Raw genomic sequence first — 25,686 nt, 5'->3', positions numbered from 1 at the left:
TTTTTCACCCCCACAATTCTTAGAACTACTACGTTTTCTTCACCATAGCTAATTTTACTGACAATTTTTTGGAATGTCCACCCTTTTTTCTCCATCAGCTTGTCAATTCGTAGAAAATTTAGTCCTCTTTTTTCTCAAATTGCTCCACCAGTTGTCCTACAACATTGGTTTCAAGCATTGTATAGATTTGACGGATCGTATAGCGAACTGCATCTGGTCCAGTTGCACCATGCGTTTTGATAACTGGTGCTTTCAATCCAAATAAAACAGCTCCTCCATGTTTTGAATAGTCCATTTCAGATTTCAAAGAGCGCAAACCGTCTTTTAGCAGTAATGCACCCATTTTACCTTTGATGCCTTCATTCAAGATGGCAGATTTCAATAAGGTCATCATATTCATCGCTGTGCCTTCAATGGATTTCAACACTGCATTTCCGGTAAAACCATCGGTTACTACGACGTCTGCCACACCATTTAGTAAGTCACGCGCTTCCACATTGCCAATGAAGTTCAAGCTTGTTTCATTTTGCAAAAGTTCAAAGGCTTGTTTTGTCAATTCACTGCCCTTAGTCTCTTCCGTCCCATTATTGAGCAATGCGACACGAGGTCGTCCGATACCACGAACTTTTCTTGCATAAAATGACCCTAAAATACCATATTGTAAAAGATGCTCTGGTTTGTTTTCTGCATTTGCACCTAAATCTAGCATATCAAACCCTTCGCCTTCTTTGCCAATAACTGGCAATGTGGACATTAGTCCAGGGCGTTCGATGTTTTTGATGCGTCCAACAATAAACAAGCCAGCTGCTAGTAAGGCTCCTGTATTTCCTGCTGAAAAAATCGCATCTGCTTCCCCATTTTTAACTGCTTGGGCAGCTAAAACCATTGAAGCAGTTTTCTTGCGACGGATCGCTTTAACTGGTTCGTCATCACTATTGATTTTTTCGTCAGTATGGACGATTGTGATATTTTTTTCGTCTGTCAAATATTTTTTGATCTCTGATTCTTTACCGTAAAGAACAAATTCCAACTCAGGGAAATCTTTTTGTGCTAGAGCGATTCCTTCCACAATGGCTTGTGGTGCGTGATCTCCGCCCATTGCATCTACTGCAATTCTCATTATTATTTCCACTCCTTGTCATCATTTTGAAAGTATTGATAATCTGTTAATCAAAATAACGATTATCTTGTTCGCCTAATTGCAACTTGGCTGTTAATGGTTGATATTCAGGTAATAACTGCCAGTCTTTGATTTGCCAGATTGCCGCAGCTTCTTCACGGGCAACCTCTAAGACATTCCCATCTGTTACTAGATCTGCGATCGCAAATTCTGGCAAGCCGGATTGACGGAAGCCAAATACCTCTCCAGGCCCTCGTAATTCTAAATCCTTTTCACTCAAGATAAAGCCATTCGTGGTCTCTGTCATGATTTTCATTCGTTCGACACCCAGTTCATTTTTCGGATTTGCCACGAGGATACAATAAGAAGCCTCACTTCCTCGACCGACACGCCCACGCAACTGATGCAGCTGAGCTAATCCAAAACGATCCGCATCCATGATCAACATGACCGTTGCATTCGGCACATTGACACCGACCTCGATCACTGTGGTTGACACTAAGATCTGGAGTTGATTTTCTTTGAATGTTTCCATGATCTGATCTTTTTCTTGATTCTTCATTTTACCATGCAACAAGCCAACTTCATATTCTGGTGCAAATAACTCACGAAGTTTTTCGTAAATTTCCACTGCATTTTTCACATCTAACGCTTCGGACTCCTCAATCAATGGACAAATCACATACATTTGATGCCCTCTGCGCAATTCTTTATAGGTCCATTCTAGCACGCTATCTAATTGAGGTGTTCGGACCCATCTTGTTTCGATCGGAATCCGTCCAGCGGGAAGCTCGTCGATTACAGATACATCCATTTCGCCGTATGCTGTAATTGCTAAAGTTCGAGGGATAGGGGTGGCAGTCATAAACAACACATCTGGACGCCAACCCTTCTCACGCAATACTTTTCGTTGGTTCACGCCAAAACGATGTTGCTCATCGGTGATCACTAAACCCAGATTTTGGAATGCGACACCTTCTTGAATCAGTGCATGTGTTCCCACAACGATATCGATTTCCCCATTTTCTAACCGTTCTAATAGCTCGCGACGTTCTTTTGCTTTCGTTGATCCGGTCAATAACGCAACGGTCACTTCATTTGGGTCAAATAATTGGGATAAACTTTCCACATGTTGTTGCGCCAATATTTCTGTTGGGACCATCAACGCTCCTTGAAAGCCAGCAGTCACTGTCGCATATAAAGCAATCGCAGCAACAACGGTCTTTCCACTTCCCACATCCCCTTGCAACAAACGCTGCATATGGTGTGGATTACGGAGATCACGGCAAATTTCATTAGTGACACGTTTTTGTGCCGTCGTTAATTCAAACGGCAACTTTTTCGTAAATTGTTTTAATCGTTCCACATCATAAAGGATCTCTAAGCCATTCTTTTCAGACTTTTCGGCTTTTTTCAGTCCTTGTAACTGCATCTGGAAAAAAAAGAATTCTTCAAAAACAATCCGTCGTTTGGCTTGATGATTTTCCTCATGATTTTGCGGAAAATGCATACTTCTTACAGCAGTTGGACGATCAAGCAAACGGTATTTTTCAATTAAAGATAGTGGTAAATTTTCTTCAATCAAATCACCATACTCACTAAACCCTCGACGGATCAGATCGACCAGTGTCGTTTGGCGAATGGATTTGTTGACATGATAGATCGGAGAGAAATCATCTGGACTTTGCGAACCAAGGATCTTCATCCCATTTAGTGCTTTACGTTTCGCATCCCATTTCCCATAAACTGCGATTTCTTCAGATAAAATGACTTTATCTTTCAAATAGGGCTGATTGAAGAAAGAAACATTGAATACTTCATGTTCTTGCATCATTCGAAACTGCAGACGGCTTTTTTTGTAGCCAAAACGACTCATTACTGGCGGAGAGACAACTAACCCTTTTAATGTAACTTTTTCTTGGTCTTGGATTTCGTTTAGATTTCTTTCTTGGATATCTTCATAACGAAAAGGATAGTAAGTTAATAAGTCTTCGATTGTATGGATGCCTAGACTAGCCAAGCTATCCGCTCTTTTTTGACCAACACCTGCCAGCACTGTGACTGGATCAGCTAACGAACGCATAAGATTTCCCTCCTTTAACAAAAAAAGGAACTTGGTCAACGATTTGCAAATCGTTGACCGAAGATCCTTTCAAATGATTTTCTGCTTTATCTATCGGCTTCAGGCTGTATTATTCAGCAGAAAATAAATAAGGATAGACAGGTTGATCTCCTTGATGGATCTCGATTTCTAACTCAGGATATTTGTCGCTCAGTTGAGCCGCAAATGCTTGTGCTTGCTCTGCAGACCCGTCTTCTCCGGTTAATATCGTGACGATCTCAGTATCCTCGTTGATCATTTGCTCTAATGTAGCAAGTGATGTCGCTAAGATGTCTGGATTAGAGATCACGATTTTCCCATCGATCATCCCTAAGAAATCACCTTCTGTGATTTTCACTCCGTCGATCATCGTGTCGCGGATAGCATGTGTCACTTGACCACTGACAACACTTGAAAGCACATCTGTCATCGTTTCTTTATTTTCTTCTAACGTTGCTTGTTCATTGAAGGACAACATCGCTGTCAATCCTTGAGAGACTGTTTTTGATGGAACAACAGCAACTGGAAGTTCAGCCACTTCAGCCGCTTGATCAGCTGCCATAAAGATATTTTTGTTATTCGGTAAGATGATGACTTTATCTGCATTCACTTCATTGATCGCTTTCACGATATCTTCCGTACTTGGATTCATCGTCTGTCCACCACTGATCACGTAGTTTGCTCCTAGACTTTCAAATAACTCTTGCACACCTTTTCCGGCTGCGATGGCAACGATCCCGTAAGGTACACGAGGCTTCGTTTGTGCGACCGGCGCTGAAGGGGCTTGGTCATGTTCTAAGATCGTTTCATGTTGCAAACGCATGTTGTCCACTTTGACTTTCACTAGGGAACCAAATTTCTGTCCGTAATTCATGACTTCCCCAGGGTTTTCTGTATGAACGTGTACTTTGATGATTTCATCGTCATTGACCACTAACAGGGAATCCCCAAGGCCATCTAGATAGTTACGAAACTCTTCATAATCAAATGTACTATCTACAGTTGGACCTTCACCGATCTTCACCATGATTTCTGTACAGTAACCATAATGGATATCCTCAGTTGCTAACTGACCTTGCACACTACGATGATGCTCTGCATTTACCATATCGTCCATTTGAGCAGGAGATGGTTCATAGACCTCGTCTGCTTGGTATTCACCATTCAACGCAGTTAAAAAACCTTCGTATACGAATAATAGTCCTTGACCGCCACTATCAACAACGCCTACTTCTTTTAATACAGGCAATAAATCAGGTGTTTTTGCTAACGCACGTTTCCCACCTTTAACGACCGCAGTCATGACTTCGATCACATCATCTGTTGATTTTGCTTTTTTCTCACCAGCTTTGGCAGCTTCTCTTGCGACTGTCAGGATCGTTCCTTCGACAGGTTTCATTACTGCTTTATAAGCTGTTTCGACCCCATGAGTAAAAGCTGCAGCTAAATCTGTTGCTGTCAAAACAGTCACATCAGGGATTTGTTTTGAAAAACCACGGAACAACTGAGATAAAATAACCCCAGAGTTTCCTCTTGCCCCCATCAATAAACCTTTAGATAACAGCGCTGCTAATTCTCCTACCTTTTCAGAGGTAGAATCAACAACGGCTTTTGCACCACTTGTCATTGATAAATTCATATTGGTACCGGTATCTCCATCGGGAACCGGGAATACATTTAGGGAATTGACGTATTCTGCATTTTTTTGTAGCCGATTCGCACCGGACTGAACCATTTCCTGGAATTGGCTTGCACTAATTTCTGTTACACTCACCTAGATAATCCTCCTTCAGATCGACTGCTGAACAGTCAGCAAGTCTCCTGCCTAGTCTGGCAGTACACGAACACCTTGCACGAAGACATTTACTGAATTGGCTGTAACACCTAGTAAAGTCTCCAAGTTATATTTCACTTTTTCTTGGACATTACGAGAAACTTCTGAAATTTTTGTGCCATAACTAATGATTGTATAAACATCTACTGCGATCCCATTAGCTTCTTGGCGGACAACTACTCCTCTTGAGTAATTTTCTTTACGCAAAATTTCAGTGATATTATCTTTGATTTGATTCTTGCTAGCCATTCCTACAACACCAAATACATCTGTTGCGGCACCACCAACAACTGTTGCGATGACATCATTGGTAATTTCAATGGTTCCAGCTGACGTTTGAATTTTTACAGCCATGAATGAGCCTCCTTAACGGGTAAAATATTCCCATTTTTCTACTATCACATTTTATCATAGCGTCAACCGAAATAAAAGGTTGTTCCCTTAAAGTACTCAAAAACCATTGAAAAAAATTAGGAAAAGACTTTGTTCACGTTACAATTAATCACTGAAAATGTCAATCAATTCTATGAAAATATGCTTGCAAATTCCTACGCCATATGATATGTTATTCTGGTATGAGCTGAATTTACTATTGCTCCAAATCAAGGCAAAGGAGGAAATTTACATGGCAAAAGTTTGTTACTTTACAGGTCGCAAGACAAAAAGTGGAAACAACCGTTCACATGCGATGAACTCAACAAAACGTACAGTTAAACCTAACTTACAAAAAGTTCGCGTATTGATTGACGGCAAACCTAAAAAAGTTTGGGTGTCAACTCGTGCGTTGAAATCAGGAAAAGTTGAACGCGTATAATTGAATGAAATGATTTGAACCGTTCAACAAAATGAACGGTTTTTATTTTTTGCGAATCATTATCAAATGAGAGACATTTCCTCAACTACATGAAACTTAAGAAGAAAAAATAAAAAAGGCTTAAAACAATCAATCACCCAGATAATTGTTTTAAGTCTTCTTTTATGTGCCACTATCCCTCAGATAGTGATAGGTATATGTTTTTTTATAATTGTTACAAATAAAACATAACGTATTTGCAAACGCCTGTCAACACTTTATTTTAAAGTAGAAAGTGTTTTCTTATTTTGTGTTATTTTCTTAATGTAAATGTAATTTAAACTCACAAATGTTATTTAATTTCAAATGTAATTTTTTTATGAATTTGGTTGTATTTTCAGCAAGTAAAATCATGAATGTGATAAACTAATGATAACTTCAAATAGAAATTTGGTGACTGAATTGTAATGAAAACAACATTGAAAAAATTCTTAAAAGAAAACGGCCGCTATGCAGCTGCTAGCTTCTTTATCCCTTTGCTGATTCTTTTATTGGTTTATTTAAGTATCGGTATTTATCCAGGAAGTGATCGGAGCATCTTGGCTAGTGATGCTTTCTCACAATTTTCAAACTTTCATGCAAGCTTCCGTAATATGTTGTTAGGGAAACAAAGCATTTTTTACACGTGGAATGCCTCACTTGGCTTAAATTATCTATCATTGATTTCTTATTATTTAGGTGGACTTTTCACACCACTCGTTTTATTGTTCCCGAATCAATTGATGCCAGATGCCTTGTATCTCATCACCTTACTAAAGGTTGGTTCAGCAGGTTTATCCTTCTGGTTTCTAGCGCGTACCTATCGCATTCCACATTGGGGGCAAGTCGCATTAAGTGTCAGTTATGCGTCGATTTCATTTATCACTGCCCATTCAGAGATCATCATGTGGTTAGACACCTTCGTCTATCTTCCTCTGATCATTTTAGGTATCCATCGTGTGATGGACCAAAAGAAACCTATTTTATTGTTTGTTAGTTACTTGCTTTTGTTCTTATCCAGTTTTTATATGGGCTTCATGGTCGGGGTCTTCTCCTTTTTATACTTTGTTACACGACTACTGACGAATTGGCGGAGGTACAAAGGAACGATTTTACCTTATGGGATCACCTCTTTATTAGCAGGAGGTGCATCGATGGTGATCATCCTGCCTGCCATTCTCGATCTACGTGCCAATGGCGAAGCGTTGACGCAGATCACTTCATTGAAGACGGAAGCAACTTCTTATTTAGATTTATTGATGAAAAACATGGTGGGTGTTTATGACACGACGAAATATGGATCGATCCCATTTATCTATGCTGGGTTGTTTCCTTTAGCATTATGCCTCTTGTATTTTGTCAGTCGCAAATTCCCCTTGAAAAATAAGTTGTTGTTCGGTGGGCTATTCGCGATCTTGATTGCTAGCTTCTATTTCGTTCCTTTGAATTTATTCTGGCATGGGATGCACGCACCAAATATGTTCTTATTCCGTTATGCCTATCTCTTTTCATTTCTCGTACTCTTGTTAGCGGCTCATAGTTGGGAACAGCTACAGGAGAAGGATCAGAAGCGATTGCTAGGCGTCATCATTGTACTAGCTACTGCTTTTGCTACAGCATGGGGAATCAAACCAGATGGCAGTTACACGTATGTCACGCTCACATCCTTTGTTTTGACGTTAGTCTTTTTAGCGCTCTACGCATTGACGATTGGTTTATTCCAACAACACCCATTTGATCTGAAACGTTTGAGTATTCTTCTGTTACTATTGATGACAGCAGAAGCCGCAGTCAATACCAACAGTATGATCCATGGCATTCTCGATGATTGGAATTATGCCTCAAGAAGTTTGTATACCGAACCTTATCCTGAAATCAAAACGTTAGTTGATGCCTCGAAAAAGGATTCCGATACGTTTTATCGATTAGAAAACCTTGATCCTGTTTCACCGAATGATTCGATCAATTATGGTTATAGTGGAATCAGTATGTTCTCCTCAATCAGAAATCGTAACTCTTCCTCTTACTTGGATACTTTAGGCTTCCGTTCTAGAGGAACAAATTTGAACATTCGCTACAATAATAACACCTTGTTGATGGATGGATTTACGGGAATCAAATACAATATTGCTAAAAACGACAGTAGCTTTAATAAATACGGCTTCCAATCCGTCGAACAAACGGACAACTATACTTTGTACGAAAATAGTAATGCTGTGCCATTAGCCTTTAAAGCACCTTTGACGATCAATAAGATCGAACAGCCGATAGGTGATAATCTAACTAGTCAAACAAATTTGATGAATGCTCTTTCTGGGTTGAATCAATCATTCTTTACGTTTTACAAACCAACCCTAAAAAGTCAACAGAACACGAAGATCACAACAACGACAAATGGGGTCACTTATAGTGAAACAGCGAATAATCAACCAAAAGAATTGACTTGGGAAGTCCAAGTACCTGCGAATACCCAAGCATATCTCAGCCTGTTTCCAACGAATTTCGCACAGTTAGAAAGCTCTACAGCAACTATTACCGTCAATGGCGTATCTAGAAAATCTCAAATTAACATTACTGGCCAATATTATGATTTAGGTTATTACCCACAAGACACAACAGTTACCTTCACTGCAAGCTTCTATGGGACCAAAGAAGTCAGCTTTATGGAACCACAAGTGGTCGGACTTGATGTCGTAGCGTATCAAGCCGCAATCAACCAAATCAGAAATAACGGTGTAGAAATGACTACTACCGGTCGAACAGCTACAGGAAAAGTAACCGCCACTGAAAAAACGATGATAGCCACGACTATCCCTTATGATGGTGGTTGGACCGCTAAAATCGATGGCGAAAAAGTTCCTGTGAAGAAATTCCAAGATGCCTTTTTGATGGTGGAAGTTCCTGAAGGTGAACATACGATTACTTTTAGTTACATGCCAAAAGGATTCATTCCTGGCTTACTTCTCTTTATTGGATGTATTGCCTTGTTTATCTTGTATCTATGGTACCTTCGTAAACGTCAGCCGTTTCGCGGCGTTATTGATCCTATAAACGAAAACGATGATCACCGTCCAAGACGTGAACGTCGTCGCGTAAGATAAAAAAAGCGTTTCGGTGATTGCCGAAACGCTTTTTTCTTGTATGCTATTCATATTTTACTTCGTATAGGTATAACCCTTCCGGATGAGCAGTCGGACCTGCTGCATTGCGGTCTTTTTTTGCAATGATTTCCGGCAGACAATCTTCTGGCAAACGATCGTTGCCTATTTTTAACAACGTTCCAACTAAAATGCGAATCATTTTATAAAGGAAGCCATCACCACGAAACGTAAACGTCAACTCATCGCCTGCTTCATTGACCTGTAAACTGGCTTCATAGATAGTCCGTACTTTATCTTCAATGGAACTTCCAGAAGCACAAAACGAAGTGAAATCATGCGTACCAAGTAAATCAGGCAATGCTCGTTCAATCTTTGCTACATCTATTGGATAAGGAAAATAGCTTGCATAATGTCTACGGAAGGGACTACGTGGTTTTCCGATATCTACTTTGAATTGATAGGTTTTTTCTTTCACTAGATAGCGTGCGTGAAAAGTTTCTGGCACAATCTCCACACTTTTTACAGCAATATCTTCTGGCGACTGCGTATCTAACCCAAAACGCATACGTTCCAAAGGTCGCTCTTCTGGATAATCAAAGTGGATGACTTGACCGATTGCATGAACCCCTGCATCTGTCCGTCCAGATCCAAAAATCGTGATTTCTTTTCCATTTGCCATCTTCTTTAAGGTTTTTTCCAGTTCTTCTTGGACCGTTCGTCCGTTAGGTTGTTTCTGAAAACCATTGAACTGGGTACCATCATAGGCAATGATTGCTTTATAGCGTACCATTCATCTTCCCCTGTTCTCATTCATCTTTGATAAGTTTAGCTACGGATAAACACTAGTACGGTGGTCATAAGCCCAAAAGCAACCATAACAATAGTATCTTGTAAGTGCCAGTGAAGGATACGGTATTTTGTCCGACCTTCCCCACCTTGGTAGCCTCTTGCTTCCATCGCTGTAGCTAGATCTTCCGCACGATTGAAACTGCTGACAAATAGCGGAATCAGTAAAGGAATCACCGCTTTCATTTTTTGCACTAGACTTCCTTCGCCAAAGTCAACACCACGCGCGCGCTGTGCATTCATGATTTTTTCGGTTTCGTCCATCAATGTCGGCACAAAACGTAAAGCGATCGAAAGCATCAACGATACTTCATGTACTGGAAAGCGAACAACTTTCAATGGTCGTAACAAATATTCGATCGCATCGGATAATTCTAAAGGCGGCGTTGTCAGTGTCAATAAAGTGGACATAAAGATGATCAAAACAAACCGACAAAAAATAAATAGTCCGTTCATGACACCAAATTGAGTGATATTGAAAATCCCCCAACTCCAATACGTTTCTCCACCACTTGTAAACAGTACTTGTAAGCCTACAGTGAATAGGATCAACCAGATCAATGGACGGATACCTCGAATAAAGAATTTGATATCTACTTTTGACAAGAAAACAGCAAATAAGGTAAACGCCGCTAATAAGGCATATGTCTGCCAGTTATTGGCTAAGAAGATAATGCCGATAAAATAGAAACTTGCCAATAACTTTGCACGTGGATCTAACCGATGGATAAGTGAGTCTCCAGGCATATAACGACCAAAAATCAATTTATTCATCATGAGCAGTACCTCCCACCAGTTTGACCAATTGGTCCGCTAATGCGTCTGCAGTAATCGGCAATTCATCAAAATGGATGCCTTTTACACGTAGTTCCTCTGCAAACTCAGTGGCTGTTGGTACCCCTAACTGCCGTTCTTTTAACCATTCAAGATGTTGGAAGACTTCTTTTGGTTCTCCGCACTTAACAATGCGACCTTTCTCCAATACATAAACAAAATCGGCATAGTTTGCCACATCATCCATCAAATGGGTGACTAATACAATCGTGATTTGCTGTTCTTTATGCAAACGCCAGAACATATCCATCATTTCTTTTCTTCCTTGTGGATCTAACCCAGCTGTTGGCTCATCTAAGACGAGAACTTCGGGTTTCATAGCTAGAACACCGGCAATCGCTACACGTCGCATTTGACCACCTGACAGCTCGAAAGGCGAGCGTTCTAAATACGTCTCATCTAAGCCGACTTGTTCTAAGGTTTCCTTTGCCAGTAGAGTCGCCTCTTCCTCACTTACACCAAAGTTTTTTGGGCCAAACGCAATATCTCTTGCGACCGTTTCTTCAAACAACTGTGCCTCTGGAAATTGAAAAACAATACCGACTTTTTTTCGAATCGGTTTCAAATTTTTATTATCTGTATCGGGTTTGATCTGACGATCGCCGATTTGGACGGTTCCTTCCGTCGGTTTGATCAACGCATTCAAATGCTGAAGCAAGGTGGATTTCCCACTTCCAGTATGACCCACTAATGCAGTGTAGCTGTTTTCTTTGATCAACAAGTCAATATCAAATAAAGCTCGTTGCTCGAATGGTGTGTTCGGTTGGTACGTAAAGTTTACTTTTTCAAAACGGATGTCCATAACCAATCCACCATCCTTTCTTCTGTCATGTATTCTTTAGGCACTTCAATGCCACGTTCTTTCAAGGCACTTTTTAGTTTTTCAGGAAAAGGCAAATCTAACCCTAGATTGATTAGTTCAGGTCCGGCAGAGAAAATCTCCTTCGGTGTTCCTTCATTCACTAGTTCGCCTTCTTTCATCACGAAAATACGATTTGCATTAGCTGCTTCATCAATATCATGCGTGATTGAAATAACGGTCAGTTGACTTTCCTCTTTGATTTCTTTGATCGTTGTGATGACTTCTTCACGACCTTCAGGATCTAACATACTTGTTGCTTCATCCAAGATGATGATTTCTGGTCGGAGGGCTACAACACCGGCAATCGCCACACGTTGTTTCTGTCCACCGGAAAGACGAACCGGTTCTCTTGTCGCAAAATCAGACATTCGAACTTTTTCAAGAGCATCTTTCACTCGAACGATCATTTCTTCTCGAGGAATTCCTTGATTCTCTAAACCAAAGGCCACATCATCCTCTACTGTTGATCCAACAAATTGATTGTCCGGATTTTGAAAGACCATGCCGACTTTTTGGCGGATCGTCCATATATTCTCTTCATTTAGTATTTGATTACCAACTTTGACCGTCCCAGACTCAGGAAGGAGTAAGCCATTGATCGTTTTTGCAAGCGTTGATTTACCAGAACCATTGTGCCCGATAATCGCGATCCATTCTCCTTTATTGATCGTGAAAGAAACATCTTTCAATGCTGGTCGTAAATCTTCTGGTTGGTATTTGTAATTAATCTTTCCTAATTCAATAATCGGCTCCATAAGTACTCCCTCTTCATCCTAAAGTTCCTATTAACCCTATCAAAAAACTGCTTAGTTTTCAATCATTTCTGATTTTTAAAATGTTTTTTTATACCTTCAAGACTGTCTTGACAGTTAATTGAAGGTACAAAAAAACACTTTATGATGAGTGCATACTCCCCAAACGAATCGCTTGGGGAGCAGCGCTGAGCTAGACTCGGAATAAGTAACTTCCAACATCATAACACTCTAAAAGAATCATCCATAAAGTGATGTTATTAGTGTGATTTTAGACAAGTTCTAAGACAACCATTGGTGCTCCGTCTCCGCGTCTTGGTTCTGTCTTCAAGATACGAGTGTAGCCACCTTGACGTTCAGCATAACGAGGTGCAATATCGTTGAATAACTTTTGTAAAGCTGATTCGATAACGATTTCCTCATTTTCTTCACGCACGCTAGCAACTTCATTACGTACGAAAGCCGCAGCTTGACGACGTGCATGTAAGTCTCCACGTTTGCCTAAAGTGATCATTTTTTCAGCAGTTGAGCGAACTTCTTTCGCACGAGCTTCTGTAGTCACAATACGTTCATTAATTAATAAGTCAGTTGTTAAATCACGCAACATCGCTTTACGTTGGCTAGATGTGCGTCCTAGTTTACGATAACTCACGTTGGTTTCCCTCCTTCGTAAAAGGTTTAATCTTCTTTACGTAAACCTAAACCTAAGTCATGCAATTTTGCTTTAACTTCTTCCAATGATTTACGTCCTAAGTTACGGACTTTGATCATTTCTGGCTCAGATTTATTCGTAAGTTCTTGTACAGTATTGATTCCTGCACGTTTTAAGCAATTATAAGAGCGAACAGATAAGTCTAATTCTTCAATCGTCATTTCTAACATTTTTTCTTTTTGTGTTTCTTCTTTTTCGACCATGATTTCAGCGTTTTTCGCTTCATCAGTTAGGTTGACAAAGATGTCTAAATGTTCAGTCATGATTTTTGCAGATAAACTCATTGCTTCCAATGGTTCGATTGAACCATCTGTCCAGATCTCCATTGTCAATTTATCAAAATCTTCACGATGTCCAACACGTGTGTTTTCTACTTGGTAGTTGACACGACGTACAGGCGTGTAGATTGAATCGACTGGAAGAACACCAATTGGCATATCTTCTTTTTTGTTTTCATCTGCTTGAACATAACCACGTCCTGGTTTCACCGTTAGGCGAGCATGGAACGTAGCACCTTCAGATACACTGCAGATGTACATATCTTTGTTAAGAATTTCTACCTCACTATCAACGATAATATCGCCAGCAGTTACTGTAGCAGGTCCGGTAATATCGATCTCAAGGGTTTTTTCTTCTTGACCATACATTTTCAGTGCTAAACCTTTAATGTTCAAGATGATTTGAGTGACGTCTTCTCTAACACCTTTGATGGTAGAGAATTCATGCAGTACACCATCGATTTGAATATTAGTGATGGCAGCACCTGGCAAAGAAGATAATAAAATACGACGTAGGGAATTCCCTAAAGTAGTCCCATACCCTCTTTCAAGAGGTTCAACGATGAACTTGCCATAATCTTTTTCTTCATCAATTTTTGCGATTCTTGGTTTTTCGAACTCAATCATTCTTATCTTTACCCCTTTCAAAACGAAAAGTGTCTTGTTCAATGACGTTACTAATAGAACTCAAAATGAGAGGCACTCATTAAACACGACGGCGTTTTGGAGGGCGGGCACCATTATGAGGAACTGGAGTCACGTCACGAATTGCAGTCACTTCTAAACCTGTTGCTTGTAATGAACGAATTGCTGCTTCACGTCCAGAACCAGGTCCCTTAACTGTTACTTCAACAGTTTTTAATCCGTGTTCCATTGCTGCTTTTGTAGCTGTTTCTGCTGCCATTTGAGCGGCAAAAGGAGTTGATTTTTTGCTTCCTTTGAAACCTAATGAACCAGCTGATGACCACGCTAAAGCATTTCCGTGAGTATCAGTGATCATGATGATTGTGTTGTTGAATGTAGAGTGGATATGTGCAATCCCAGCTTCTATATTCTTTTTCACACGGCGTTTACGATTCACTTTTTTTGCTACCATGAAGATTTAACCTCCTTCACTTAAGAATTATTTTTTCTTGCCAGCGATAGCGCGAGCTGGGCCTTTACGAGTACGTGCATTGTTTTTCGTGTTTTGTCCACGAACAGGCAATCCACGACGGTGACGGATTCCACGGTAAGAACCGATTTCCATCAAGCGTTTGATGTTTAAGTTCACTTCACGACGAAGATCCCCTTCAACTTTTAATTTATCTACTTCTGCACGGATAGCATCTGTTTGTTCATTCGTTAATTCACGAACGCGAACATCTTCAGATACGCCAGCATTAGCTAAGATTTGTTTCGCAGTAGTGTTACCAATACCATAGATATAAGTAAGTGAAACTACTACACGTTTATCACGAGGAATATCTACTCCTGCAATACGAGCCATATTTAGTGCACCTCCATTTATCCTTGACGTTGTTTATGTTTTGGATTTGCTGGGCAAATCACCATAACGCGTCCTTTACGACGAATTACTTTACAATGTTCACACATTGGTTTTACTGATGGTCTTACTTTCATGATAATACCTCCTGTAGTTTTACGGAGTACAATTATTTAAAGCGATAAGTAATACGGCCACGGTTTAAATCATATGGAGACAATTCAACCGTCACTTTGTCACCAGGTAGAATACGAATGTAGTGCATACGAATTTTACCTGAAACAGTAGCAAGAACTTGGTGTCCGTTTTCTAGTTCAACTTTAAACATTGCATTCGGCAAAGTTTCGACGACTGTACCTTCGACTTCAATCATATCTTCTTTTGCCACGCACAGTACCTCCTTGTACTTGTTTCGCATTTTCACACGATAAAATGGCGGAAACTGCAGTTCCCACCTCAAAATTCTCAAAATGGATCATCTAGAGGATTCTCTAGAAGTCGGACTGACATATTCTATCATAATTTATTGAACTTGACAAGAGTAACTGCTTAATGCAAGTCGGCTACGGGCAATCGTGCTATTTTTCAATGATTTTTTGGACATCAGTAAATACAGCATCGATTTCACGATCACCATCGATAGTGTGTAGCAAACCTTGTTCTTTATAATAAGCCAAGATTGGTTCACTATTTTTGATGTTGATAGCCAGACGATTTTTAACCGTCTCAGGTTTATCATCTTCTCTTTGATAGAATTCATGCCCACCACAACGATCACATGTGTCTTCAACTTTTGTAGGGTTGAAAATTTTATGGTAAGTTGCTCCACAGTTACGGCAAATGAAGCGGCCTGCTAAACGCTCAACCAAAACTTCTTCACCCACGTGGATATCGATGACAGCATCAATTTGTTTATTTAAATCTTTTAACATTGCATTTAGAGCTTCTGCTTGCTCGATTGTACGAGGAAAGCCATCTAATAAGAAGCCTTTCTCTGTATCGGGTTCTGCTAAACGCTCTTTTACGATTCCATTTGTTACTTCATCAGGAACTAATGCACCTTTATCCATATAAGACTTTGCTTCCAAGCCAAGAGCTGTTTCATTTTTGATAGCTGCACGAAACATATCTCCTGTTGAGATGTGAGGAATCCCATAAGCGTCAATGATTTTTTCAGCTTGTGTTCCTTTACCTGCACCTGGCAGCCCCATTAAAATGAGGTTCATTGCTTTCCCTCCTAATAAATGTGAGAACGTGTGTTGAGGAAAAACCTCAACACGCTTTCTTACTCAATAAAGCCAACATATTTACGTTTCAGCATTAAGCCTTCTAACTGTTTCGCAGTTTCTAAAGCCACACCGATCACGATCAACAGACTTGTACCACCTAACCCGATTGATTGTGGCAGATCCCAAATCATTTGTGCAATGATTGGTAATAACGCCACTAAACCAAGGAATAGTGCTCCGACTGTACTTAATCGCATCAATAAGCTTGAGACATACTCTTCAGTTCCCTTACCAGGGCGTACACTTGGTATATAGCTTCCTTGCTTTTGTAAGTTCTCCGCTAATTTCTCAGGGTTTACTTGAACAAAGGCATAGAAGAATGTAAATGCGACGATCAATACCGTATAAATCGTTGCGCCAGGCACCGTATTATAGTTAAAGATCTCCATCATTATTTTATACCAATTTTCAGATCCGAATCGGCCACTTAACGCTTGTAACACAGCATTTGGTGTCGCAATAAATGAACTTGCAAAGATAACCGGAATTACCCCAGCAGCATTTACTTTCAACGGTAGATAACTACTTGTTGGCGCACCTGCTATACGTTTTGTGTACTGAATCGGGATCTTACGTTCAGCTTGTTGGAAAAATGTTACGAATGTCACGATTGCTAGAACCGCAACTAGTAAGATGGCAACGAAAATTGCAGATCTCCAGATATCGGAAGAATTGATATTTACGAAGTAATCTTCATAAATTTCACGTACACTTTCCGGTAATCTCGAAATGATCCCTGCAAAGATGATCATTGACACACCGTTACCGATACCTTTTTCAGTGATTTGTTCACCCAACCAAGTAACAAACATCGTTCCTGCAGTTAAGATCAAACCGATCGTTACATAAGTAGAGACATTTGGATTGTTGACAAAACCTAATTGAGCGTATTGGTTAAATCCTGCTGTGATACCGACAGATTGGATAAATGCCAATACTAACGTCAAATATCTTGTTGCCTGATTCAACTTTTTACGACCAACTTCACCTTGTTTCGACCATTCCACAAAACGTGGCACGATATCCATTTGTAATAATTGGATAACGATCGAAGCAGTAATGTAAGGCGAAACCCCCATCGAAAAGATCGAGAAGTTTTGCATTGCACTACCACTTACCAAGTTCAACATGTTGAAAAACGGTAAGCTAGATAGGTCTTGTAATGAGCTTGCATTTACGCCGGGAACAGTGATATGTGCCCCTAAACGAAAAACAAAGAGAACAAATACAGTAAAAAGGATTTTCGATCTAATATCTTTGACCTTAAAAGCGTCTTTTAATAGTTTAAGCATTAGATCACCTCAACAGAGCCACCAGCCGCTTCGATTGCTTCTTGTGCTGCTTTTGAGAATTTAGCTGCTTTCACAGTTAACTTTTTGTTCAATTCTCCGTTAGCTAAAACTTTGATTCCAGCTTTTTCGTTTTTCACGATTCCAGCTTCTACTAAAGCAACAGGAGTTACTTCAGCTCCGTCTTCAAAGCGATTCAAGACATCTAAATTAACGACTGCGTAGTCCTTACGGTTAACATTTGTAAATCCACGTTTTGGTAAACGACGGAACAATGGTGTTTGTCCCCCTTCGAATCCTAGACGTACACCACCGCCTGAACGAGCTTTTTGTCCTTTTTGACCACGTCCGGCAGTTTTTCCGTTACCTGAAGAAGTACCACGACCAACACGGTTACGTACTTGGCGTGAACCTTCAGCGGGTTTTAATTCATGAAGTTTCATAGGTTTGGCACCTCCTTAATTGTCCTAGTTCTTATTTTATTTGTTTAATTAAACTTCTTCAACGTCCACTAAGTGAGAAACAGTGTTGATCATGCCTTTGATTGCTTCATTAGCAGGCTTAACCACAGAACTGTTAATCTTTGTAAGACCTAACGCTTTAACAGTATCGCGTTGGTTTTGAGGACGTCCGATAATACTGCGTTTTAAAGTTACTTTTAATTCAGCCATTATGTTTGTCCTCCTTATCCGATTAATTCTTCCACTGATTTGCCGCGTAGAGCTGCAACTTCTTCAGCACGTTTTAATTGTTTCAAACCTTCAACAGTTGCGCGAACAACGTTGATTGGTGTGTTTGAGCCTAAAGATTTAGAAGTGATATCTGCTACCCCTGCTAATTCTAATACGGCACGAACTGGTCCACCAGCAGCAACCCCAGAACCTTCAACAGCAGGTTTCATTAGGATTCTACCACCACTAAAAGCACCGATTACTTCGTGTGGGATTGTTGAACCAACCATAGGTACTTCAACTAAGTTTTTCTTCGCATCTTCAATTGCTTTACGGATCGCTTCAGGTACTTCTTGTGCTTTACCAGTACCAAATCCTACGTGTCCGTTTTTGTCACCGACAACAACTAAAGCAGCAAAACGTAGACGACGTCCACCTTTAACAACTTTTGTTACACGGTTAATTGCAACAACGCGGTCTTCTAATTCCAAATGTTTTGGATCGATATAAACCATGAATGGTATTCCTCCTTCTTCTAAAATTCTAGTCCATTTTCGCGAGCAGCTTCAGCTAAAGCTTGCACACGGCCATGGTAAAGGTATCCACCACGGTCAAAGACTACGACTTTAATGCCTTTTTCAGTTGCGCGTTCAGCAACTAATTTACCGACAGCTTGTGCTGCTTCTGTTTTTGTTCCACCTGAAATTTCTTTATCCAAGGTAGAGGCACTTGCTAGCGTTACACCCGCTACGTCATCAATAAGTTGCGCGTAGATGTTTTTGTTAGAACGAAAAACGTTCAAGCGTGGGCGCTCAGCAGTACCAGAGATAGTGTTACGTACACGACGGTGTCTCTTTTGACGTGTTTTGTTCTTATCTGGTTTTGTAATCACAATTGTCACCTCTTTATTTTTATTTTTTCTACTGTCAGACAGTAGAAATGATCAGTTTTGAAAAAATAGAAGCTGCGGCACAAGTAAACTCTCTCTTAATGAAGAAATACTTCAGCAAAATCCTTTTTTCCTGCTGCTGGCTTCTATGAAATTTTTCGAAACGATTATTTACCAGTTTTACCTTCTTTACGGCGTACGAATTCGCCAACATAACGAATACCTTTACCTTTATAAGGTTCTGGAGGACGAGTACCACGGATGTTCGCAGCTAATTCGCCAACTTCTTCTTTGTTCGCACCCTTCACAATTACTTGTGTGTTAGATGGGACTTCAACAGTCACGCCAGCTGGTGGTGTGATTTCTACTGGATGTGAGTAACCAACGTTCAATACAAGTTTTGTTCCTTGCATTTGCGCACGGTACCCAACCCCGATTAATTCTAATCCTTTTTGGAAACCTTCACTAACACCTACAACCATGTTGTTGAAGTTAGCACGAGTTGTTCCATGGATAGTTTTCATTTCTTTACTGTCATTTGGACGAGTGAATGTCACTTCATTTCCTTCGATATTCATTTTGATATCAGCAGAAAATGTACGAGTCAATTCCCCTTTTGGTCCTTTAACTGTAACGTTGTTTCCATCTTGAGTGATAGTTACACCTTCAGGGATTACAACGATCTTATTTCCAATACGGCTCACTTAAAGACACCTCCTTGTAGATTCTACTTGATTACCATACGTAAGCGATAACTTCGCCGCCGATGTTTTTCTCACGAGCTTCTTTATCAGTGACAACACCTTCAGAAGTCGAAATAATAGCGATACCTAAGCCATTTAAAACTTTTGGCACTTCGCCAGCTTTAACATAAACACGTAAGCCTGGTTTAGAAATACGTTTTAAGTTTGTAATAACACGTTCGCCGCTTTTACCAAATTTTAGGAAAACGCGGATCACGCCTTGCTTGTCATCTTCGATATATTCAACATCACGGACGAAACCTTCACGTTTCAAGATTTCAGCGATGTCACGTTTAATTTTTGATGCAGGAACTTCTAAAGCCTCATGTTTAACCATGTTTGCATTACGGATACGAGTTAGAAAATCTGCAATTGGATCTGTCATGACCATTGAACTTTTACCTCCTTCTTATGCGAATTTACTTTTTTACCAGCTAGCTTTCTTCACGCCGGGAATTTGACCTTTATAGGCAAGTTCGCGGAAGCAAATACGGCAAAGATGGAACTTACGATAAACTGAATGTGGACGTCCGCAACGTTCGCAACGAGTGTAAGCTTGTGTTGAGTGTTTTGCAGGACGTTTGTTTTTAGCAATCATTGATTTTTTAGCCACGTAGTTCGCCTCCTTTAATTATTTTTGGAATGGCATGCCTAATTGTGTCAACAACTCACGAGATTCTTCATCTGTGTTCGCTGTCGTTACAATGACGATGTCCATACCACGTACTTTATCTACTAAATCATAATCTACTTCTGGGAAGATCAATTGTTCTTTAATACCTAAAGTGTAGTTTCCACGACCATCAAAGGCTTTTTTACTTACACCATGGAAGTCACGTACACGTGGTAGAGAAACTGATACTAATTTATCTAAAAATTCGTACATTCTTTCTCCGCGTAAGGTAACTTTTGCTCCAATTGGCATTCCTTCACGTAAACGGAATCCAGCGATTGATTTTTTAGCTTTTGTGATCATTGGTTTTTGTCCAGTGATCAAAGTTAGTTCTTCAACTGCTTTGTCTAAGTTTTTAGCGTTTGATACCGCATCACCAACACCCATGTTGATGACGATCTTTTCAACTTTAGGTGTTTGCATAACAGAGCTATAGTCAAATTTTTCCATCAATGATGGAGTTACTTCTTTAAGATATTTTTCTTTTAGGCGGTTCATTCAGTAAGACCCTCCTTCCTTAAACTTTTTATTTATCTAAAACTTCACCGGTTTTTTTAGAAACACGGACTTTTTTTCCGTCTACTTCTTTGTAGCCAACTCGGCCAGCTACACCAGTAGAGTCGATGACCATCACGTTAGAAACGTGAAGTGGCGCTTCCATCTCAACAATTCCACCTTGAGGAGCAGCTTGAGAAGGTTTTTGGTGTTTTTTGATCATGTTCACACCTTCGACAACCACTTTATCCTGTTTAGGAAACGCTGCTAATACAACGCCTTCTTTGTTTTTGTCTTTACCGGTGATCACTTTAACTTTATCGCCTTTTTTAACAAACATAACTGTTTCGCACCTCCTTTGTTAAGTGTCTCAAGATTATAAAACTTCTGGTGCTAGAGAAACGATCTTCATGAAGTTGTTTTCACGTAGTTCACGTGCAACTGGCCCAAAGATACGTGTTCCACGAGGGCTTTTATCATCACGAATAATCACTGCAGCATTTTCATCAAACTTGATATATGAACCGTCTGCACGACGAGCTCCTGATTTTGTACGAACGATAACGGCTTTAACGACGTCACCTTTTTTGACAACCCCACCTGGCGTTGCTTGTTTAACCGTAGCAACGATCACATCACCGATATTCGCAGTTTTGCGACCAGATCCGCCAAGGACTTTGATCGTCAAAATTTCACGTGCGCCTGAATTATCAGCGATTCTTAAACGACTTTCTGCTTGGATCACGTTGTGTATCCTCCTTTCAGATTTTGCATTCAATCTATATAGGAAAATCTCGTGTTATTAGATAATAACTGCTTCTTCGACTATTTCCAACAAACGGAAACGTTTTGTAGCTGATAATGGACGAGTTTCCATAATTCTCACGATGTCGCCAACTTTTGCTGTGTTGTTTTCATCATGTACTTTGTACTTCTTAGAATAGTTCATACGTTTACCGTAGATAGGGTGGTTTTTCTTTGTTTCGACAGCAACGGTAATTGTTTTATCCATTTTGTCTGATACCACGCGACCTTGATAAACTTTGCGTTGATTTCTTTCTTCAGTCATACGCTTAATGGCCTCCTTCCATAATTACTTAGCTTGTTCACGCAAAACTGTTTTGATGCGTGCAATCGATTTACGTACTTCTTTAATACGTGCAGTGTTTTCTAATTGACCTGTTGCTAATTGGAATCTAAGATTAAACAATTCTTCTTTTAATTGTTTTTCTTGATCAAGCATTTCGGCAGTGGTTAATTCTCTGATTTCTTTAACCTTCATTCGATTCACCACCCATTTCCTCACGTTTTACGATCTTAGTTTTCATTGGTAATTTGTGGGAAGCTAAACGTAATGCTTCACGAGCTACTTCTTCAGAAACGCCTGCAATTTCAAACATGATTTTACCACGTTTTACTGGTGCAACCCATCCTTCAGGAGCCCCTTTACCTTTACCCATACGAACGCCGATCGCTTTAGATGTATATGATTTATGAGGGAAAATTTTGATCCATACTTTCCCGCCACGTTTCATGTAACGAGTCATAGCAATACGAGAAGCTTCGATCTGACGGTTTGTGATCCAGTGTGATTCAACAGCTTGTAAGCCGTATTCACCGAATGCTACTTCTTTTCCGCCTTTTGCTTCACCGCGCATTTTTCCGCGGAATTCACGACGGTGTTTTACACGTTTAGGTACTAACATGTTTATTTCCCTCCTTTCTCAGTGTTTTTTTTAGTTGGAAGAATTTCTCCACGATAGATCCACACTTTAACTCCTAGTTTTCCGTATGTTGTATCTGCTTCTTCCCATGCGTAATCAATATCCGCACGCAAAGTGTGAAGAGGAACTGTTCCTTCTGAGTATCCTTCTGAACGAGCGATATCCGCACCGTTTAGACGTCCAGATACTTGAGTTTTGATCCCTTTAGCGCCAGAACGCATTGAACGTTGGATCGCTTGTTTTTGAGCGCGACGGAATGCAACACGGTTTTCTAATTGACGTGCAATTCCTTCACCTACTAATTTAGCATCTAAATCTGGTTTTTTGATTTCCACGATGTTGATATGGATTCTTTTACCAGTTAATTTGTTTAATTCTTTTCTTAGGTTTTCGACTTCAGATCCGCCTTTACCAATAACCATACCTGGTTTAGCTGTGTGGATTGAAATGTTTACGCGGCCAGTTGCGCGTTCGATTTCAATTGTTGATACAGCAGCATCAGCAAGTCTAGTTGAAATAAATTTACGGATTCTTAAATCTTCGTGTAAGAACTCTGCATACTCTTTTTCAGCAAACCATTTTGCATCCCAGTCGCGGATGATGCCTACACGCATTCCAATTGGATGTACTTTTTGACCCACAGATTATCCCTCCTTATTTTTCTGATACGACTACCGTGATATGACTTGTACGTTTGTTGATTGGTGAAGCTGAACCTTTTGCACGTGGACGGAAACGTTTCATTGTTGGTCCTTCGTTAACAAATGCTTCAGATACTACCAAGTTCTCAACATCTAAGTCAAAGTTGTTTTCTGCATTTGCAATTGCTGACATCAATACTTTCTCGATGATCCCAGCAGATTTGTTTGGTGTGAATTTCAAAATTGAAATTGCATCCGCAACACTTTTACCTCTGATAAGGTCAATTACTAGACGCGCTTTACGAGGTGAAGTGCGAACTGTTTTTGCAGTTGCTTTAGCTGATGTGATTTGTTCTGCCATTTGCTTTTATCCTCCCCTCGAATTAGCGTCTCGTTTTCTTGTCGTCAGCGACATGCCCACGATAAGTTCTAGTTGGTGCGAATTCACCTAATTTGTGTCCTACCATATCTTCTTGGATGTAAACTGGTACGTGTTTACGTCCATCGTATACTGCGATGGTATATCCAACAAAACTTGGGAAAATTGTCGAACGACGAGACCAAGTTTTGATTACTTTTTTCTTTTCGGCCCCTGCTTGAGCTTCAACTTTACTCATTAAATGCTCATCAACGAAAGGCCCTTTCTTTAAACTACGACCCATGGTGAACCTCCTCTCAAAATGTGCGACACATGGTCAAAGTAATTATTTATTTTTACGACGAACGATAAGTTTGTCTGATTTAGCTTTCTTGTTACGAGTTTTGTAACCAAGAGCTGGTTGACCCCAAGGAGAAACTGGAGCTTTACGTCCGATTGGAGCTTTACCTTCACCACCACCGTGTGGGTGATCGTTAGGGTTCATTACGCTACCACGTACAGTTGGGCGTTTACGCATCCAACGAGAGCGGCCAGCTTTACCAATATTGATAAGTTCGTGTTGTTCGTTACCTACAGAACCGATTGTTGCACGGCATGCAGCTAAGATCATGCGAACTTCACCAGAGTTCAAGCGGATCAATACGTATTTGCCTTCTTTACCAAGTACTTGAGCACTTGTACCAGCAGAACGGATCAATTGTCCACCTTTACCAGGTTTCATTTCAATATTGTGGATCACAGTACCAACTGGAATGTTTTCTAAAGGAAGAGCATTTCCGACTTTGATATCTGCTTCAGGACCTGAAACAAGTTTCATTCCAACTTGTAGTCCTTTTGGTGCTAAGATGTAAGCTTTCACTCCATCTTCATAATGTACTAACGCGATGTTAGCTGAACGGTTTGGATCATATTCGATCGTTTGAACAGTAGCAACAACGTTGTCTTTGTTACGTTTGAAATCGATCACGCGGTATTGACGTTTGTGTCCGCCACCTTGATGACGTACAGTGATGCGGCCGTTGTTATTACGTCCAGCATGGTTTTTCAATGGCTGTAACAATGTTTTTTCAGGTGTTGATGTTGTGATTTCAGCAAAATCAGAACCTGTCATGTTACGACGGCCATTTGTGGTAGGTTTGTACTTTTTAATCGCCACGTTTTCCCCTCCTAATTTAATCAGTTATCGAGTGTTGCTTATTCAGCAGCTTCGAATAATTGGATTTCTTTTGAATCTTCAGTCAATGTAACGATCGCTTTGCGACGTTTTTTTGTATATCCTGCATATTTGCCCATACGTTTGAATTTCGCACGTACGTTCACGATGTTCACGTTTTTGACTTTCACGTCAAAAGCAGCTTCAACCGCTTGTTTTACTAAAGTTTTGTTTGCGCGAGTGTCTACTTCGAAAGTATATTTCTTGTCATCCATGGCAAGCATTGATTTCTCAGTGATCACTGGGCGTTTGATTACGTCTAGTAAGTTCATTATGCAAGCACCTCCTCAATTTGAGTAAGAGCAGTTTGTGTTGCTAAAACTTTTGTATTTGATACAACATCTAGAACGCTAACGTTGTCAGAAGTTACTACAGAAACGTTTGATAAGTTACGTGCAGATAAAGCTGCAAAGTCGTTACCAGGTTCTAGTACAACCAATACTTTAGAGTCAATAGATAATTTAGCAAGAACTTCTTTGAATTCTTTTGTTTTTGGTGCATCAAAGCTTAATCCTTCGATTGCTACCAAGTTGTTTTCTGCAACTTTTTCTGATAATACAGATTTCATTGCTAAACGACGAACTTTTTTAGGAAGTTTGTAGCTGTAAGAACGTGGTGTTGGTCCGAAGACTACGCCACCTCCACGCCATTGCGGTGAACGGATTGATCCTTGACGAGCACGACCAGTTCCTTTTTGACGCCATGGTTTACGGCCACCGCCTCGAACAGCGCTACGGTTTTTAACCGCATGTGTTCCTTGTCTTAATGATGCGCGTTGCATAACGATTGCGTCGTAAACAACACTTTCATTTGGTTCAATTCCGAAGATTTCTTCGTTAAGAGTGATTTCACCGTTTTGGCTTCCATCTTGTTTGAATAATGCTACATTCGGCATTCCTTAGTTCCTCCTTTCTTCCTACTA

The 25,686-nt window shown here is 40.2% G+C and carries 37 protein-coding genes; 2 read left to right on the top strand and 35 right to left on the bottom strand.

The annotated features are described in order from the left end of the window. Positions 1-118 precede the first annotated feature (118 nt). The 4 genes from plsX to ACH0AK_RS00735 form a co-directional block, all read right to left on the bottom strand. Positions 119-1,120 (bottom strand): phosphate acyltransferase PlsX, encoded by a 1,002-nt coding sequence (gene plsX, locus ACH0AK_RS00750; RefSeq protein ID WP_226075902.1) that lies wholly within the window; start codon positions 1,118-1,120, stop codon positions 119-121. 46 nt (positions 1,121-1,166) lie between these two features. Then, positions 1,167-3,203, bottom strand: a complete 2,037-nt coding sequence (recG, locus tag ACH0AK_RS00745; protein WP_023518906.1) for an ATP-dependent DNA helicase RecG — start codon at positions 3,201-3,203, stop codon at positions 1,167-1,169. A gap of 109 nt (positions 3,204-3,312) precedes the next feature. Then, positions 3,313-4,995, bottom strand: coding sequence for a DAK2 domain-containing protein (locus ACH0AK_RS00740; protein ID WP_062805886.1), 1,683 nt, complete (start codon positions 4,993-4,995; stop codon positions 3,313-3,315). Between the two features lie 51 nt (positions 4,996-5,046). Next, a complete protein-coding gene (locus tag ACH0AK_RS00735) occupies positions 5,047-5,409 on the bottom strand; it encodes an Asp23/Gls24 family envelope stress response protein (RefSeq protein WP_010720424.1) in 363 nt (120 codons plus the stop codon). Between the two features lie 271 nt (positions 5,410-5,680). On the opposite strand from ACH0AK_RS00735, the gene rpmB reads away from it, so the two are divergent. After that, a complete protein-coding gene (rpmB, locus tag ACH0AK_RS00730; protein WP_010734442.1) occupies positions 5,681-5,869 on the top strand; it encodes a 50S ribosomal protein L28 in 189 nt (62 codons plus the stop codon). Between the two features lie 446 nt (positions 5,870-6,315). Further along, entirely contained in the window at positions 6,316-8,988 is a 2,673-nt protein-coding gene (locus ACH0AK_RS00725; protein WP_137071905.1) for a YfhO family protein, read from the top strand. A 43-nt stretch (positions 8,989-9,031) separates the two neighbouring features. Here the strand turns inward: ACH0AK_RS00725 and truA are convergent, their stop codons facing one another. The 31 genes from truA to rplD all read right to left on the bottom strand — a co-directional run bounded on the left by truA (position 9,032) and on the right by rplD (position 25,659). Then, entirely contained in the window at positions 9,032-9,778 is a 747-nt protein-coding gene (gene truA / locus ACH0AK_RS00720) for a tRNA pseudouridine(38-40) synthase TruA (RefSeq protein WP_010734445.1), read from the bottom strand. Positions 9,779-9,813: 35 nt separating this feature from the next. Continuing rightward, on the bottom strand, positions 9,814-10,611 hold the full coding sequence (locus tag ACH0AK_RS00715; RefSeq protein WP_226075911.1) for an energy-coupling factor transporter transmembrane component T family protein: 798 nt from the start codon (positions 10,609-10,611) through the stop codon (positions 9,814-9,816). Beyond that, positions 10,601-11,470 (bottom strand): energy-coupling factor ABC transporter ATP-binding protein, encoded by an 870-nt coding sequence (locus ACH0AK_RS00710; protein WP_010734447.1) that lies wholly within the window; start codon positions 11,468-11,470, stop codon positions 10,601-10,603. The genes ACH0AK_RS00715 and ACH0AK_RS00710 overlap by 11 nt, the downstream gene beginning before the upstream one ends. Continuing rightward, a complete protein-coding gene (locus ACH0AK_RS00705) occupies positions 11,446-12,285 on the bottom strand; it encodes an energy-coupling factor ABC transporter ATP-binding protein (protein ID WP_010734448.1) in 840 nt (279 codons plus the stop codon). The genes ACH0AK_RS00710 and ACH0AK_RS00705 overlap by 25 nt, the downstream gene beginning before the upstream one ends. A gap of 268 nt (positions 12,286-12,553) precedes the next feature. Continuing rightward, on the bottom strand, positions 12,554-12,934 hold the full coding sequence (gene rplQ / locus ACH0AK_RS00700; RefSeq protein ID WP_010734449.1) for a 50S ribosomal protein L17: 381 nt from the start codon (positions 12,932-12,934) through the stop codon (positions 12,554-12,556). A gap of 26 nt (positions 12,935-12,960) precedes the next feature. Beyond that, positions 12,961-13,899 (bottom strand): DNA-directed RNA polymerase subunit alpha, encoded by a 939-nt coding sequence (locus tag ACH0AK_RS00695; RefSeq protein WP_005880735.1) that lies wholly within the window; start codon positions 13,897-13,899, stop codon positions 12,961-12,963. A gap of 79 nt (positions 13,900-13,978) precedes the next feature. Further along, the gene (gene rpsK, locus ACH0AK_RS00690; RefSeq protein WP_010734450.1) at positions 13,979-14,368 is read right to left on the bottom strand and encodes a 30S ribosomal protein S11; all 390 of its coding nucleotides are present in this window, start codon (positions 14,366-14,368) and stop codon (positions 13,979-13,981) included. 27 nt (positions 14,369-14,395) lie between these two features. Further along, complete coding sequence (rpsM, locus tag ACH0AK_RS00685) at positions 14,396-14,761, bottom strand: 30S ribosomal protein S13 (RefSeq protein WP_010734451.1); 366 nt, start codon at positions 14,759-14,761, stop codon at positions 14,396-14,398. Positions 14,762-14,778: 17 nt separating this feature from the next. After that, positions 14,779-14,895 carry a 50S ribosomal protein L36 gene (rpmJ, locus tag ACH0AK_RS00680; RefSeq protein ID WP_002288710.1) on the bottom strand — a complete coding sequence of 39 codons (117 nt, stop codon included), beginning with the start codon at positions 14,893-14,895 and terminating at the stop codon, positions 14,779-14,781. 32 nt (positions 14,896-14,927) lie between these two features. Continuing rightward, positions 14,928-15,146, bottom strand: a complete 219-nt coding sequence (gene infA / locus ACH0AK_RS00675; RefSeq protein WP_002288695.1) for a translation initiation factor IF-1 — start codon at positions 15,144-15,146, stop codon at positions 14,928-14,930. 190 nt (positions 15,147-15,336) lie between these two features. Beyond that, positions 15,337-15,984 carry an adenylate kinase gene (locus tag ACH0AK_RS00670; RefSeq protein WP_023518902.1) on the bottom strand — a complete coding sequence of 216 codons (648 nt, stop codon included), beginning with the start codon at positions 15,982-15,984 and terminating at the stop codon, positions 15,337-15,339. Between the two features lie 59 nt (positions 15,985-16,043). Further along, entirely contained in the window at positions 16,044-17,339 is a 1,296-nt protein-coding gene (gene secY, locus ACH0AK_RS00665; protein ID WP_023518901.1) for a preprotein translocase subunit SecY, read from the bottom strand. Further along, positions 17,339-17,779 carry a 50S ribosomal protein L15 gene (gene rplO, locus ACH0AK_RS00660; RefSeq protein WP_010734454.1) on the bottom strand — a complete coding sequence of 147 codons (441 nt, stop codon included), beginning with the start codon at positions 17,777-17,779 and terminating at the stop codon, positions 17,339-17,341. The genes secY and rplO overlap by 1 nt, the downstream gene beginning before the upstream one ends. Before the next feature lie 48 nt (positions 17,780-17,827). Then, positions 17,828-18,007, bottom strand: coding sequence for a 50S ribosomal protein L30 (rpmD, locus tag ACH0AK_RS00655; protein ID WP_010734455.1), 180 nt, complete (start codon positions 18,005-18,007; stop codon positions 17,828-17,830). 14 nt (positions 18,008-18,021) lie between these two features. Then, positions 18,022-18,522, bottom strand: a complete 501-nt coding sequence (gene rpsE, locus ACH0AK_RS00650; RefSeq protein ID WP_010734456.1) for a 30S ribosomal protein S5 — start codon at positions 18,520-18,522, stop codon at positions 18,022-18,024. Positions 18,523-18,542: 20 nt separating this feature from the next. Continuing rightward, positions 18,543-18,899, bottom strand: a complete 357-nt coding sequence (gene rplR / locus ACH0AK_RS00645) for a 50S ribosomal protein L18 (RefSeq protein WP_010734457.1) — start codon at positions 18,897-18,899, stop codon at positions 18,543-18,545. Positions 18,900-19,063: 164 nt separating this feature from the next. After that, positions 19,064-19,600 (bottom strand): 50S ribosomal protein L6, encoded by a 537-nt coding sequence (gene rplF, locus ACH0AK_RS00640; RefSeq protein WP_010734458.1) that lies wholly within the window; start codon positions 19,598-19,600, stop codon positions 19,064-19,066. A 31-nt stretch (positions 19,601-19,631) separates the two neighbouring features. After that, positions 19,632-20,030 (bottom strand): 30S ribosomal protein S8, encoded by a 399-nt coding sequence (gene rpsH, locus ACH0AK_RS00635; protein ID WP_010734459.1) that lies wholly within the window; start codon positions 20,028-20,030, stop codon positions 19,632-19,634. 36 nt (positions 20,031-20,066) lie between these two features. After that, complete coding sequence (locus ACH0AK_RS00630; RefSeq protein WP_002356214.1) at positions 20,067-20,252, bottom strand: type Z 30S ribosomal protein S14; 186 nt, start codon at positions 20,250-20,252, stop codon at positions 20,067-20,069. 18 nt (positions 20,253-20,270) lie between these two features. Next, positions 20,271-20,810, bottom strand: coding sequence for a 50S ribosomal protein L5 (gene rplE, locus ACH0AK_RS00625; protein ID WP_010734460.1), 540 nt, complete (start codon positions 20,808-20,810; stop codon positions 20,271-20,273). 28 nt (positions 20,811-20,838) lie between these two features. Further along, positions 20,839-21,147, bottom strand: coding sequence for a 50S ribosomal protein L24 (gene rplX / locus ACH0AK_RS00620; protein WP_010734461.1), 309 nt, complete (start codon positions 21,145-21,147; stop codon positions 20,839-20,841). A gap of 36 nt (positions 21,148-21,183) precedes the next feature. Continuing rightward, positions 21,184-21,552, bottom strand: coding sequence for a 50S ribosomal protein L14 (rplN, locus tag ACH0AK_RS00615; protein ID WP_010734462.1), 369 nt, complete (start codon positions 21,550-21,552; stop codon positions 21,184-21,186). Between the two features lie 57 nt (positions 21,553-21,609). Beyond that, a complete protein-coding gene (rpsQ, locus tag ACH0AK_RS00610) occupies positions 21,610-21,876 on the bottom strand; it encodes a 30S ribosomal protein S17 (RefSeq protein ID WP_010734463.1) in 267 nt (88 codons plus the stop codon). 24 nt (positions 21,877-21,900) lie between these two features. After that, positions 21,901-22,089: a 50S ribosomal protein L29 gene (gene rpmC / locus ACH0AK_RS00605; RefSeq protein ID WP_002288664.1), complete on the bottom strand. Its 189-nt coding sequence runs from the start codon at positions 22,087-22,089 to the stop codon at positions 21,901-21,903. After that, the gene (gene rplP / locus ACH0AK_RS00600; RefSeq protein WP_010734464.1) at positions 22,079-22,513 is read right to left on the bottom strand and encodes a 50S ribosomal protein L16; all 435 of its coding nucleotides are present in this window, start codon (positions 22,511-22,513) and stop codon (positions 22,079-22,081) included. The genes rpmC and rplP overlap by 11 nt, the downstream gene beginning before the upstream one ends. A 2-nt stretch (positions 22,514-22,515) precedes the next feature. Then, on the bottom strand, positions 22,516-23,172 hold the full coding sequence (gene rpsC, locus ACH0AK_RS00595) for a 30S ribosomal protein S3 (RefSeq protein WP_010734465.1): 657 nt from the start codon (positions 23,170-23,172) through the stop codon (positions 22,516-22,518). A 13-nt stretch (positions 23,173-23,185) separates the two neighbouring features. Continuing rightward, the gene (gene rplV, locus ACH0AK_RS00590) at positions 23,186-23,533 is read right to left on the bottom strand and encodes a 50S ribosomal protein L22 (RefSeq protein ID WP_010734466.1); all 348 of its coding nucleotides are present in this window, start codon (positions 23,531-23,533) and stop codon (positions 23,186-23,188) included. 22 nt (positions 23,534-23,555) lie between these two features. Continuing rightward, complete coding sequence (gene rpsS / locus ACH0AK_RS00585) at positions 23,556-23,834, bottom strand: 30S ribosomal protein S19 (protein ID WP_010734467.1); 279 nt, start codon at positions 23,832-23,834, stop codon at positions 23,556-23,558. A 42-nt stretch (positions 23,835-23,876) separates the two neighbouring features. After that, entirely contained in the window at positions 23,877-24,707 is an 831-nt protein-coding gene (rplB, locus tag ACH0AK_RS00580; RefSeq protein ID WP_010734468.1) for a 50S ribosomal protein L2, read from the bottom strand. A gap of 38 nt (positions 24,708-24,745) precedes the next feature. Continuing rightward, positions 24,746-25,036: a 50S ribosomal protein L23 gene (rplW, locus tag ACH0AK_RS00575; protein WP_002290449.1), complete on the bottom strand. Its 291-nt coding sequence runs from the start codon at positions 25,034-25,036 to the stop codon at positions 24,746-24,748. Next, on the bottom strand, positions 25,036-25,659 hold the full coding sequence (rplD, locus tag ACH0AK_RS00570) for a 50S ribosomal protein L4 (RefSeq protein ID WP_010734469.1): 624 nt from the start codon (positions 25,657-25,659) through the stop codon (positions 25,036-25,038). Before rplD ends, rplW begins: the two co-directional genes overlap by 1 nt. Positions 25,660-25,686 lie beyond the last annotated feature (27 nt).

This window comes from Enterococcus pernyi (assembly GCF_045371165.1).
In the GTDB taxonomy this organism is placed as follows: domain Bacteria; phylum Bacillota; class Bacilli; order Lactobacillales; family Enterococcaceae; genus Enterococcus_B; species Enterococcus_B pernyi.
This window is presented reverse-complemented; position numbering and strand designations above follow the sequence as displayed.